This window comes from Foliimonas ilicis (genome assembly GCF_039939195.1).
Classification (GTDB): Bacteria; Pseudomonadota; Alphaproteobacteria; order Rhizobiales; family Rhizobiaceae; genus Foliimonas; species Foliimonas ilicis.
In genome coordinates this window covers 33,184-45,268 of the sequence record NZ_JBDUUH010000016.1, presented here as the reverse complement: position 1 = coordinate 45,268, position 12,085 = coordinate 33,184, and the positions used below count along the sequence as shown (strand labels likewise).

10 protein-coding genes and 2 pseudogenes are annotated in these 12,085 nt (G+C 57.4%); 4 read left to right on the top strand and 8 right to left on the bottom strand.

All coding sequences use genetic code 11. From position 1 onward, the window contains the following. Positions 1-2 precede the first annotated feature (2 nt). The 7 genes from ABFT80_RS25565 to ABFT80_RS25535 all read right to left on the bottom strand — a co-directional run bounded on the left by ABFT80_RS25565 (position 3) and on the right by ABFT80_RS25535 (position 8,337). Positions 3-806 carry a sugar phosphate isomerase/epimerase family protein gene (locus ABFT80_RS25565; RefSeq protein ID WP_347974775.1) on the bottom strand — a complete coding sequence of 268 codons (804 nt, stop codon included), beginning with the start codon at positions 804-806 and terminating at the stop codon, positions 3-5. Positions 807-870: 64 nt separating this feature from the next. Continuing rightward, positions 871-1,302: a GlcG/HbpS family heme-binding protein gene (locus tag ABFT80_RS25560; protein ID WP_347974774.1), complete on the bottom strand. Its 432-nt coding sequence runs from the start codon at positions 1,300-1,302 to the stop codon at positions 871-873. Positions 1,303-1,347: 45 nt separating this feature from the next. Further along, positions 1,348-2,205 (bottom strand): NAD(P)-dependent oxidoreductase, encoded by an 858-nt coding sequence (locus ABFT80_RS25555; RefSeq protein WP_347974773.1) that lies wholly within the window; start codon positions 2,203-2,205, stop codon positions 1,348-1,350. Between the two features lie 27 nt (positions 2,206-2,232). Beyond that, positions 2,233-3,978, bottom strand: coding sequence for an IlvD/Edd family dehydratase (locus ABFT80_RS25550; RefSeq protein WP_347974772.1), 1,746 nt, complete (start codon positions 3,976-3,978; stop codon positions 2,233-2,235). A gap of 34 nt (positions 3,979-4,012) precedes the next feature. Beyond that, positions 4,013-5,455, bottom strand: coding sequence for an NAD-dependent succinate-semialdehyde dehydrogenase (locus ABFT80_RS25545; protein ID WP_347974771.1), 1,443 nt, complete (start codon positions 5,453-5,455; stop codon positions 4,013-4,015). Positions 5,456-5,563: 108 nt separating this feature from the next. After that, positions 5,564-7,453, bottom strand: coding sequence for a thiamine pyrophosphate-dependent enzyme (locus tag ABFT80_RS25540; RefSeq protein ID WP_347974770.1), 1,890 nt, complete (start codon positions 7,451-7,453; stop codon positions 5,564-5,566). A gap of 62 nt (positions 7,454-7,515) precedes the next feature. Further along, positions 7,516-8,337, bottom strand: coding sequence for an IclR family transcriptional regulator (locus ABFT80_RS25535; RefSeq protein WP_347974769.1), 822 nt, complete (start codon positions 8,335-8,337; stop codon positions 7,516-7,518). A gap of 130 nt (positions 8,338-8,467) precedes the next feature. Between ABFT80_RS25535 and ABFT80_RS25530 the strand changes: the two are divergent. Together ABFT80_RS25530 and ABFT80_RS28170 are read left to right on the top strand one after the other, a co-directional pair. Then, positions 8,468-9,169 (top strand): annotated as a pseudogene (locus tag ABFT80_RS25530) (universal stress protein); the annotation flags it as partial. Further along, complete coding sequence (locus ABFT80_RS28170; protein WP_455190011.1) at positions 9,151-9,354, top strand: universal stress protein; 204 nt, start codon at positions 9,151-9,153, stop codon at positions 9,352-9,354. The pseudogene ABFT80_RS25530 and the gene ABFT80_RS28170, both read left to right, overlap by 19 nt. On the opposite strand, the pseudogene ABFT80_RS25525 reads toward ABFT80_RS28170, so the two are convergent. Next, a pseudogene (locus ABFT80_RS25525) lies at positions 9,338-9,619 on the bottom strand (hypothetical protein); the annotation flags it as partial. The gene ABFT80_RS28170 and the pseudogene ABFT80_RS25525 overlap by 17 nt on opposite strands. A 371-nt stretch (positions 9,620-9,990) precedes the next feature. Between ABFT80_RS25525 and ABFT80_RS25520 the strand changes: the two are divergent. Beyond that, positions 9,991-10,224 carry a hypothetical protein gene (locus tag ABFT80_RS25520; RefSeq protein WP_347974768.1) on the top strand — a complete coding sequence of 78 codons (234 nt, stop codon included), beginning with the start codon at positions 9,991-9,993 and terminating at the stop codon, positions 10,222-10,224. Between the two features lie 1,545 nt (positions 10,225-11,769). Further along, on the top strand, positions 11,770-11,991 hold the full coding sequence (locus ABFT80_RS25515; RefSeq protein WP_347974767.1) for a hypothetical protein: 222 nt from the start codon (positions 11,770-11,772) through the stop codon (positions 11,989-11,991). Positions 11,992-12,085 lie beyond the last annotated feature (94 nt).

The window sequence follows — 12,085 nt, the reverse complement described above, 5'->3', positions numbered from 1 at the left end:
GGTCAGCGCACTCCCGCACGCTTGACGGCATCGTGGATGAAGGCAAGGCTCTCGCTCAGAACCTGGCTGACAGGACGGTCGTCATCGGAAAACCAATGGCTTTCGTGTTCCACCGACACATGGCCGTCGAAGTCTTTTGCCGCGAGCGTTCCAAACATCCCGACGAAATCGATGTCGCCGGTCCCGAGCTTGACGAAGGCCCATTCATCGGGATGTCCAGTCGCATCCTTGATATGTACATGGCAAGCATGCGCGCCGAGCCGGGAGATGGCATTGGGAATATCATGCTCCATCACTTGGAGATGAGAGGGATCGAAATTGATCTTCAGGCCCGGAACACGCTGGATCGCGGCAAGTGCACCGTCAGTCGTGCCGATTCGCTGGCCGACGATCGGTTCCAACGCCAGCGTCACGCGAATCTTCTCAGCGGCTTCCGCCGCGGCAGACAAGGAGGCGTAGAGGCTTTCGAGATCGGCATCGTTGCCGGGAATGACGTGGACAATGTCGACGCCATAGTCAGGTGCCTGCTCGATAAGCTTCAAGGTCCAGTCGACCGCAGCCTCGCGTCGGGACACATCCGTCAGCCCGAAGTCGGAATTGTGGGCGCTGATCGCCGAGAAGGGGCCGAGACGAGCCAGCTCCGCGCGAGTATTTGCCGACGTATCCGGGCCGATATGCCCTCTTGCCCACGGCAATGTCTCGGCATTGAGTTCGGCGGCATCGTATCCGTGATCGCGGATCATGCGGACTGCCTCGGTGGCGGTACAATCCGTCAGGAACCCCGAGTGAAAAGATGTTCGAAACATTGCGACTCCTCCTTCGCAGATAATGCCGGCCGGTGCGGCGGTGTCGTTCGCACCGGCGTTAGGGTTAGATACCGTCTAGGATCGCCAGAGCAGCCGTTCCGATATCCGTATCGCCAGTCCAGTGACCGCCGCTGACGCCGATAGCACCGACGCAAAGGCCATCGTGCAGGATCGGCTGACCACCGCCGAAGACGATCAGGCGCTCAACACCGATGGCAGCACCGGCTCGCAGTGGCGCATCGTTCTCGATGATGTCGAACCATTTATGGGTCGCAATCCGCGTGGTTGCCGCCGTGAAGGCCTTGTCGATTGCGATCTTGACGCTCGACGGATTGGCAGCGTTCATACGGGTGAAGGCGATAAGATATCCGCCGTCATCGACCACTGCGATGGAGACGTTCTTTTCGAGTTCCGCCGCCCGCTCCAGAGCCCGATCGATCATTTTCTGCGCATATTCGCGGGAAATAGCCGCCTTGCGCACCACTACGCCTGTCATTTTCCTAACCTTTCAAAAACAAATTTCAGATGCTCAGCCTTTTCCTCAAACGGGACGGGCGAGACGTTCCTTGGCGAGCGGCGCCAGCACTTGGCTGCCAACTGCGGTGGCCGGCAGAAGCACACCTATCTCTCGGCCGAGCGCCACGGCGTTGAACAGATCCTTGTCGAACAGGCGGAACAGATCCTCGCTGCCATTCAGACGATGCTCACGCAGGAGCCGGTCGTAGTTGCCCCAGGTCTGGGCAACCCAGGAATCGGCAGTCGTCGCTATGGCAAAGTCGGCAAGCTTCTTCTCGTCGAGACCGAGCGCACCGGCGAGCTTCATCGATTCCATCGCGGCGACCCAGTTGCCGAAAGTCATCATCTGAATGGCGATCTTGGTCGCGGCGCCCGCGCCTAGCTCTCCCATGTGCTCCGACCGGCGTGCCATCGGCTCGAGGTAGACCTTGGCTCGCTCGAACTCGTCAGCCGTCCCGCCTACCATAAAGGCGAGATCGCCTTTGCGGGCCCGAAGGTCGCCGCCGCTGAGCTGCGCATCGACGAGCTGAACGTCCTTCTTTGCAGCTTCCGCGCCCATTTCCTTGACCGTCGCAGGTAGGATCGTCGAATGGAGCACCAACATCTGGCCGGGCTTCATAGCAGCAAGCAAGCCGTCCTCGCCAAGCAACAAGGAACGGGTCTGCGCGTCGTTGACGACGGCCACGCCGATCAGATCGCAGGAATCGGCCAATTCTTGGTTGGTCGCAGCAAATGTGGCGCCGGCACCCAGGACCTCCTTGGCAGCCTCGCGACGAAGATCGCGCACAACTACCTCGAAGCCGCCGCGCAGGAGCGACAGAACCATCGGGGTACCGATGTTGCCGATGCCAACGAAACCGGCTTTTCTGGTTTGGGATGTCATTTCATAGTCCTCCTTGAAGCTTAGAAATCAAACGTTCGCCGTTTTGCCCGACACATCGCGTTGTTCATTGTCCTGCGGCAGTTGCTGCATGAAATCGAAGTCGCAGCCGGCATCGGCGCCGGTCACATGCTCGGCGTAGAGCTTGTCGTAACCGCGTCGCCTTGGGCTCACTTTTGCCGGCATTTCGGCGCGGCGGCGGTCAAGTTCCTGATCGCTGACGAGAAGCTCTATGGACCGACCCTCCACCGAAATCCTGATGCGATCGCCGTTTTGCACAAGCGCCAGCGGCCCGCCGGACGCGGCATCGGGTGTCACATGAAGAACGATGGTTCCGAAAGCCGTACCGCTCATGCGCGCGTCCGAGATGCGCACCATATCCTTGACGCCTTGGGCTGCCAGCTTCTTGGGAATGGGCAGGTAACCCGCTTCCGGCATACCGGATTGACTGTGCGGACCAGCATTTTGCAACAACAGGAAATCATCGGCCGTGACGTCGAGGTCCGGATCGTCGATTCTATTGGCGAGATCCTCCAGCGAGGAGAAGACAACCACGCGCCCCTCCTTCTCGAACAATCGGCTATCGGCGGCCGAGCGTTTCAGGATCGCACCGCCAGGTGCGAGATTGCCGAAGAGAGCAACGAGGCCACCTTTCGGTTCGAACGGCTTTTCGAGTGGTGCGATGACGTCCCGGCCGACCCAGTTGTCCTCCCCTTCGAGCCGCTGTCTTAGCGTCTCACCAGTGACAGTAAGGCAGTCGAGGTGCAGAAGGGGCTTCAGTTCGCGAAGGACGGCGCCCATGCCGCCTGCGGCATGGAAATCTTCCATATAGTGTGTGCCACCGGGCTTGAGATTGACGAGAACCGGTGTGGTCTCGGACAGTTCGTTCAAACGGTCGAGCGTTAGCTCGATACCGGCCCGACCGGCGATCGCCGTCAGGTGAATAATGGCATTGGTGGAGCCGCCGAGCGCCAGGAGTATGCGCATGGCGTTCTCCATCGACTCTTTCGTGATGATCTTGCTGGGCGTCCTGCCAGAGCCGATCAAGGCTACGGCGAGACGGCCGGTTTCCTCGGCCGCCCGGAGCCTATCGGCGTGCACGGCGGGAATGGCGGCACTGCCCGGCACCATCATGCCGAGCGCTTCGGCAAGGCAGGCCATCGTCGATGCCGTTCCCATAACCGCACAGGTGCCGGAAGTAATAGCGAGATTGCTTTCGACCGCATCGATGTCCGTCTTACCGATATCGCCCGCGCGGAATCGGCCCCAGAAACGGCGGCAATCGGTGCAAGCGCCGAGGCGCTCGCCTTGATATCGTCCCGTCATCATCGGCCCGCCCACAAGCTGGATCGCGGGAAGATCGGCCGAAAGCGCACCCATTAGCTGGGCAGGTACTGTCTTGTCACAACCGCCCATCAGCACGACGGCGTCCATCGGCTGGGCGCGGATCATCTCTTCGGTATCCATGGCCATCAGGTTGCGAAAACGCAGACTCGTCGGCGTCAGGAAACCTTCGCCGAGCGAAACCGTCGGAAAATCGAGCGGAAGTGCGCCGGCAGCCAGGACACCACGCTTAACGGCCTCCAGAAGCTCGGGAAAATGACGGTGACAGTTGTTGAAGCCGCTAGGCGTATAGGCAATGCCCACGACCGGCTTTTGCAACAGTGAGCGTGACATACCCATGGACAGCGCAAACGACCGCCGCAGATAGAGCGAGAAGTCGCGATCGCCGTAATTTGTGAGGCCGTTTTTCAAGCCGAGCAGTTCATCGGTCATAGCAGGGTTTCCGGCATAGGGGATGCATGGCGGCTCACAGCCGCGTCTTGATGTATTTGGCTTCGAGATAATCGCGGATTCCGAGCATGCCGCCTTCGCGGCCCATACCGCTTTCCTTGATGCCCCCAAACGGCGCCTCGGCAGTTGCAAGCAGAAGATCGTTGACCCCGACCATTCCGGTTTCGAGGTCTTCGGCTGCTTTCGTCGCCAGCCGCAGATCCCGCGAGAACACATACCCCGCCAGACCGAACGGCACGTTATTGGCTCGGGCGATCACCTCATCGTAATCGGTGAAGGTCGCAATCGGCGCGATCGGCGCAAAGGGCTCATCGCGCATGATCCGCGCGCAGTCGGGAACGCGACCGAGCACCGTCGGCTCGAAGAAGAAGCCGTGATTGAACTTCGCTGGAACACGCCCCCCGGAGAGGAGCTCGGCGCCCTGCGTAAGCGCATCGGCCACCAGATCCTTGGCCCCGCCCTGCCCCCGTTGGCTCGCCATCGGCCCCATTGTCACGCCCGTTTCGCGACCGTGCCCCAGTTGCAGCCGGCGCGCGGATTCGACGAAGCTATCGACGAACGGCTGGTAGATGCTTTCATGCACATAGAAGCGGCTTGGCGAAATGCAGACCTGGCCGGCATTGCGGAACTTGGCGGCGGCACAAGCCATCGCTGTTTCCTGCGGATTGCTGTCAGCGAAGACGATGACCGGCGCGTGCCCGCCGAGTTCCATCGACACTTTCTTCATGCCTTCAGCGGCAAGCCGCATCAGTTGCTTGCCGACGGGTACCGAGCCGGTCAATGAAATCTTGGCGACAGCAGACGATGTAATCAGGTACTTCGAGATGGCGGCGGAATCGCCGGTTACAAGATTGACAGTCCCATCCGGTATGCCTGCATCGGCGCAGGCTTTAACGATAGCCATGGCGCTGCCTGGCGCCTCACCCGCCGGCTTCAGGATGATGGAGCAGCCGGCCGCAAGCGCCGCCGCGATCTTGCGGGCGGGCAACAGAGCCGGAAAATTCCAGGCTGAGAATGCAGCGACGACACCGACAGGCTGGAAAATGACAGACAACCGCACATCCGCCTGCCGGCCCTCCAGCGTGTGGCCATAGATCCGTTTGGCCTCTTCGGCGTGCCATTCGAATTGATCGGCCGTTGCGCCCCACTCGCCAAGCGCCTCGGCGCGCGGCTTGCCGGTCTCCTCAACCATGATGGTCGCCAGATCCTCGATCCGGTCACGCAATAGGTCGGCAACAGACCGCAGCGCCTTGGCGCGGTCCCAGGGCTGAACCTTTCTCCATGTCCGGAAACCGGCTTGAGCTGAAGCGACCGCGCGGGCGAGATCAGCCTCGGTGGCATCGGGGATAGTGCCGATGACCTTCTCGTTCGCCGGATCGATGACTGGACGCGTGGCGTTGGACGCCGAAGCAGACCACCGCCCTTCGATGAACAGCCCAAAATCCCCGTAAAGGTTCATCACAATCACTCACCTTCTGGCACGGCTTTCCCGCGGGCGCCCCACGCAAGGAAGCGCGCCCTCAAAATCTCCGGCCATTTCATCGTTTAAAGTTTGGGAGCCCTGGCTCTATAAACTCTGTTTCACCCATCTGGATTGAACATCGTCAACCCAGCTTCCGACATTCCATGAGCCCCAGGCCCCAAGCCCGGTCAGCGCCTCCTCACCGCTGAACACCGGCACATGAAGAACCGACAGCCCGGAATGCTGATAGGCCTTGTCGAGCGCATCCTTCAGTGACTGGGCAGTGCGGCCAGCGTGCAAAGCAAAGACACCCTCAACCGAGGCCGCCATCGCCGCGTAGTCGACCGCAACGCTATCGTTCGTTTTGAAGTCGTGTCCGTATTGAGCATTCTGGAGGCTACTGATCGCGGCCATCCGACGATTGTCGAAGATCACCACCATGCCTTTCACGCCGTGCTCGACCGCATCTATCAGAACCTGAGGGTTCATCATGAAAGAGCCATCACCGGTGAAGGCGATCGAATAGCGCGGCGCATCAGCAATACCCGAAGCAAGCAATGCGCTAACGGCAAAACCCATATAGGACGCACCGGTCTCTGTGAACGTATCACCGCTGCGATCGTCCTCGACAATCTGGAAACCATTTGCCTGAACATCACCGGCATCGAATATTTTGGCCGCATCGATCCGCTTGGCAAAGTCGCACACAAGCTTGATCGCAGAAGGCTGGGTCAGTACCGCATCGACCCATACCGCATCGGCCATCCCACCGGCACCGTATCGCTTGTGGCGAAAGGCGAGCCATTCATCCTTTTTGCTAACACAGGCATCTGCCCAAGCCTGCTTCGACGCCATACCGTTTGCATCACCGGTTTCCAATTGTTCAGCGAGCCTGTTGGCGACGATGCCTATATCGCCAGTCAGCGGCAGGGTGCGATTGTAATGGAGAGCATTCGCGACGTCGCCGTTGATATTGATGACATGTTTGACGTTCGGATAGCCAATGCCGGAACAATCCGCCTGACAGACGGCTCGAGAGCCGATGGAAATCAGGAGATCGGCCTCCGTCATCGCGAAATTGCCGCTGATCGAGCCCTTGGACCCGCCCACATGCATGTTGCGCGGGTCATCATCGCGCAGCACGCCGCTGGATCCCGGTGACAAGACCACGGCGGCGCCAGCCGCCAGCGCCAAACGGCGAATCGCTGCGTCATGCCCGCGCGTCCCGCCGCCAGCCTTGATGACGACGCGCTGTGCCTTGGCAATCAGATCGGCCGCCTGGCGGTAGACGTGCTGGTCGGCGGGTGCAACCCGCGGCAGGTCCGGCTGCTCCGGAAAGGCCGCTATATTGAACGTGGCGACCGCCGGCTGAACATTGATCGGTGCGAGCAGGTAAAACGGACCGGCGCGATATGGATGATTGACGCAGATGGAGCCGCGGCGCAGAGCATCACGCAGAGCCTGGGGCGTATGAAGCACATAGGAGCGTCCCATCAGCGCGGCCATGTTTCCGAAGATGCCCTGCTCGTCCTTCGGCACCTGCTGCATGTTGTAGCCTTCGCCAAAGGTCGTCTCGTCGCCATAGATGTGGTATACGCCGACGCCGTTCGATGCAGCGGCGAGCGATCCTGCCATAGCCTGCAATGCACCGGGTCCTATCGACGTCACCACGGCTGGCATCTCGCCATATTGCCAGCGCAAGGCTGTCGCGGCATGGGCCATCGCCACTTCGTTGCGGAAATTATACGTCCGGGTAACGCCTTCTTCCTCATAGATACGAAGCACTTCGCCGAAGTCGGTCGAACCGTGGCCGAAGATCGCAAAATACTTGCGCACGCCCTGCTTAAGAAGGCCAAGGATCAAGGCTTCGGACAGCGTGATGTCGAGAACTTCCGGCAGGCTACCGGTTTCCAGTGCAGCCACGAGGCCGTCGCTGCCCGCAATGCCGCGCGCTCGGGCGCGCATACCTTTGTAGTGGTCTTGTCTGGTTTTCATATCGATCGTGCTTGGACTGACAGACTCGTCTGCAGATACGGGGATGGGCAGTTGGGAAGTGGTCACGCTTTGCCCCCCGTATCCATCGACAATTCTTTTGCCGCCGCTACGACTTCCTGGCGCATTAGGTCAAGGTGTTCCTCGTCGGCGCGCATTATCGGCGTGGAAGCGCTCAGCGAACCGACGACGATACCGCCTGCCCCGATGATCGCAGCGCCGACGCAGACCACATGCGGCTGGAATTCTTCCCGGTCCATGGAAAATCCGGCCTCGCGAATAGAATCGAGTTCGGTAAAGAGGGTTTCGGCATCGACAATGGTCTTCGGCGTGAAGGCCTTCATGCCTTTGGTTTCGAGGAGTCGCCGAACATCCTGCCGGGGAAGGAAGGCAAGCATTGCCTTGCCGGTCGCGGTCGCATGGGCGGCTGCGGATTTGCCTATCATTCCGGAGTCCACCCGAACCGCGTGACGGGCGTCCCGCTTAACCAGCGTTACGAGATCATCACCTTGGATTGTCGCCAGATGCACGGTCTCACCCGTCATCTTGTTGATCTTGTCGATCCAAGGCTCTGCGCGACGGAGCAGATCCTCATCGCTATTGAAGGCGCTCGCAAGCATCTGGATCTGGGGACCGAGTGCATAAGCGCCTCGCCCTTCAGCACGCACCACATATCTCCGTTTCGACAAGGTCGCAATAAGGTGATGGCAGGTAGATATGTTCAGGCCAGATATAGTGCTGATGTTGTTCAGCGTTTCCACACCACCCGCAGCAGCTATTACTTCCAGAATAGCTAGAGCCCTATCGACGGACTGTACGATTGTGCTGCCAGTGTCGTCCGAACTCTTTCGGGACACCGCGCCTTCCAGCTGCGGTTTGGTATTCACTGTGTTTCCTCGCCTTAATCTGGGGGCGAAACTACATCAATTTTCAAAACCGTCAACTGGAATTTCATAATATCAATTCGTTTTCATATTATGAAATAGTGAGCTCACTCATCTATCGCTCGCGACCGATTTTGGTGTTCGCACTGATCGGGCACAGGATCGCGCTGTCCAACTGGCGCTTCAGCGGGACGCCAGCCTTACTGCGGTTCACGTCATCGACAATGTCATGGTGACGGACGATCTTTCATCGTTGAAGGCACGACGCATTGCCGCGCAGCGCAATGCCATCATGCTTAGGAGAAGTTTACAGCGATCGATAGCTTGCGCTTCAGTCCGAGTGGAAGAAGGCGAGCATCAGGAAATCCTGCGTGATGCCGCAGCCAAAGAGCGGGCCGACCTTGTCTTAATAGGGATCGCTGGAAACGGTGCACTCGGACAAGCGATCGTTGGAAGCACCGTGACCGCGTTTGCACAAAGGTCTCCAATTCCCCTTTTGGTCGTCAAAAAAAAGCTTTTGCATTCCGAAGGACGTATGATCGTGGCGACCGATCTGTCGGAGGCTTCTGAGCCTGCCCTGCAAATACAATTTTGTTGGTTCACCCAGCAAAAGCTGACGCTCCATGCTTTCCGTCCTCCTTTCCGCGACATTATCTATGATAGGGATAACTATGACACTGAAGCAGAGGCGTTGGCTATTCAGCGATGCGAAGGCTTTATTGAGCGCTTGGGCAGGAATGGTGTCGAGGAGGTGACAGTTGTTGCGCGCCGAGGCGACGCAGGACACCTGCTTCGCGTTTTGGTAGATGAAGAAACATCGATCTGGCCGTTGTAGGTACGCACGGCAGAACACGTTTTGCCCACGCCCTTATTGGAAGCATCGCATCTCAGATCATCAACGAGGTGAGTTGCGATGTGTTGGTGATAACGAGCGGACGTCAACAAATAAGTGGTATGTTGACGCTTTGTCGGGGCAGCTTCCTACAACATCGCACTTGTCCCGTTACTGATGTTCGATAAACTGGGAGCTACCTTTGCCATCAACGCTAATCATCTTGCGTCCTGAGCGGCTCACCTCGGACAGCCGCTTCTCCCCCGCTTGAGCGCCAAGCGCGAGCCCCGTTTCATGTGCCAGTGAGGTGGGAACGCAGATCATCTTCGAAGCCGAGTAGTAGAGCCGTCCGACCGGGTTTACATCGTCCTCCAGCGTCTCCCCGGCCATTGGCTCGACCACAATCCACGTGCCACCGTTTCTCAGCGCCTTTCTGATATGCGTCGCAGCGGCTTAGCCATGACCTACGGAAACAACTCCAACCTTTCAGCCGGGAGGACCTTCCCGCAACAGTTCAGCTCCAATCCGTTGGTCTGGTCGCAGCTCTTATACCAAGGTTACAGCGCCGCGTTTCGTAATGGTACGAAATCTTACGTGCGAAGCATCACGACTGTCGGTGCGGCGGTAGGAATGAGTTCCAGCGGAACATTCTCAAATGGCGATCGGAACCTCTGATCTTATGCAGGCACGGGCTTTTGGAAGGGGTGGTAAGATGCTGAAACTTTCATTCTCCCACAGAGACGCGCCGACACGCCCGCCGTCGAAAGAACTAGCATCCGCATCAACGCGATCTTCTGAACTTCAATGGTCTGAGGGATGGCGATATGATCAAGGCGGAAGACGTGCCGCATGAGTTCATCGTGGGTGACGTTCGAATCGAAGAAGGAACCCCGCACCTGACATATGGCCCGCACCAGTCGCAAGCCGTCGCTTTCCCTGAATCGATCGAGGCCACGGAAGACCCTCCGTCAAAGCTCGCGGAAGTGAAACTCAATAGGCGCTTGAATTCCGGCGTGACAATCCGCTTCTCGAAATGCTCGCCTCTGCTTTCAGACTGACCGTCGACCAGATTACATGCGGATGGTGACGAAGGAATTTAGGGGCGGACGGCCTTCCTAAAGGTCACCAGGATAGTAATGCATCCCGGCAACTACCGCTATCAAGCAGAGTACAATAATTACGCCTAATCCAATGTATAGTCTGATATCGCTCATACAATTCATATAATCTGGCGCAAATCGCCGGATGCTAGATTTCACAGTGTTCTTTAAAACACGCAAACCAGTATTTTGTTCCCTGCAGAGCAGTCATGACACGGCAGCCAGAAGGACGTAAGCAGCTGCAATAACCATTGCCGCAAGCACCACTCCAAACGCAGCGCGATAAAACAGGTGTTTCGTTCTTTGGCTGATACTCACCGGTGTGACCTTGGTTCGGAAGATGTTTTACCCTCAACGGTCAGCAACGACTAGAGATCAAGTTGGTTGCAGGCAACAAACCTTTCCACCGCATTTCGAATTCAATTGAAGGGACGTCACCCGGAATGAATGGTCAGAGATAAACCGTGCTCGCGACCAAGAGATTTCCGACATCAGTCGTCGCCTCGATGAAATCCGGCAGGAGGTCGGGGCTGTCTACGGCACTCGAGACGTGATCGTTGACCTGAAGGAGATTGACTTGCTCCAGCAGAGAGTAAATCGGCTTGCCAGTGATAGTTTCTGCATCTTCGAAAACGATGTCCTAACCGTGCAATGTCAGCATTTCATCCAGTCACTAATTGGGTGGAGAATGGAATATCACAAGGTAATCTGCAATGAGCAGACGAATCTGGTCGCAAATTTCCTCATCGGATTGGCAATAGCCTCTGTCGCAAGTGGGGCGGTTGTCCCATTGGTTCAGGAAACTTTGGATTTGCGCTGTCCATTTCGTTCGGAATTTTAGGCGAAGTGGTGTTCGGCATTGCTGCTCTGAGAATGATCACGGAGTTGTACACATCATGAACTCAGAACACATTCAACTAGCCGTGGCATAGGCGTAGTTATATTCTGCGCTCTTTATCTTCGAAGAGAGAAAGCAAAACCTGACACGTATCTCATGAAACAAAATCAGCCTGCGCAGTAAGGTGAGACCCGGCCGGAGGGTCTTCAATCATCAAACCGGGCCTCTTTGCTGCGCAGGTTGTTGCAGCAACGGTCAGCTTTTCAGAAAACGTAGGTCTTATCAATCAGAAAGATGAAAGTGATCCCGGTGACGTTTCATCGGAACACAAGCCTTACGGTCTTGTTTATGGTCACCACAGGAGGTCCTGCTGACCGGAATTTCAGAAATTGATGCTCGCCTTTTAGCGCTGGGCGAGGCTTTGGATGAGGTAAGGCGGCTACTTCGGGAGGTGGCGCGTCCCGAGTTGGACGAGACGGATTTATGCCTCAACCTGACGGTTGATGAAGTCAGGCGTGCGCGGATAAAGATTCGTTTTGCTTTGGTTGAATCGCGCCATAGGTAACAGTCGGGAATGGTGTATACTAACTTATCGGCAATCACTTTTAAGGGCATTGTCGGCTGTGAGCGAAGACCATGCTTTCGCCCCTTCAAGGGAGACAGCAATGCCGCTCAAAGAAATCCGAGTAACGCTCGGCGACGATATTTCAGATGCTGAATTAATCCAAATGCTTTTCAACCAGACGGTTCCAACTCTCATTGAGAGCGTGGAGCATCAACGGTTGCGAGCTCAGGCGCTGGTTGATCTATTAGGTGGATCCGAGACTGAACGAGCGCATCTGACTGAAGTTTTGGAAACAAGCTGTATCCGACATGCCGACGCCTGATGCCCCCGCTCCAAAAAGGGTGGGCGCTTTTTGCGTTCAACGATTAGAACACGAGTGAATTTTATAGGTTGCCTTAAACCCGATCCGCGTAGAT

What these genes read in the sequence shown, in the direction of transcription:
- ABFT80_RS25555 (WP_347974773.1), bottom strand. Translation starts at nt 2,205, where the DNA reads ATGACATCCCAAACCAGAAAAGCCGGTTTCGTTGGCATCGGCAACATC.
- ABFT80_RS25515 (WP_347974767.1), top strand. Translation starts at nt 11,770, where the DNA reads ATGCCGCTCAAAGAAATCCGAGTAACGCTCGGCGACGATATTTCAGAT.
- ABFT80_RS25545 (WP_347974771.1), bottom strand. Translation starts at nt 5,455, where the DNA reads ATGAACCTTTACGGGGATTTTGGGCTGTTCATCGAAGGGCGGTGGTCT.
- ABFT80_RS25540 (WP_347974770.1), bottom strand. Translation starts at nt 7,453, where the DNA reads ATGAAAACCAGACAAGACCACTACAAAGGTATGCGCGCCCGAGCGCGC.
- ABFT80_RS25565 (WP_347974775.1), bottom strand. Translation starts at nt 806, where the DNA reads ATGTTTCGAACATCTTTTCACTCGGGGTTCCTGACGGATTGTACCGCC.
- ABFT80_RS25520 (WP_347974768.1), top strand. Translation starts at nt 9,991, where the DNA reads ATGATCAAGGCGGAAGACGTGCCGCATGAGTTCATCGTGGGTGACGTT.
- ABFT80_RS25550 (WP_347974772.1), bottom strand. Translation starts at nt 3,978, where the DNA reads ATGACCGATGAACTGCTCGGCTTGAAAAACGGCCTCACAAATTACGGC.
- ABFT80_RS25560 (WP_347974774.1), bottom strand. Translation starts at nt 1,302, where the DNA reads ATGACAGGCGTAGTGGTGCGCAAGGCGGCTATTTCCCGCGAATATGCG.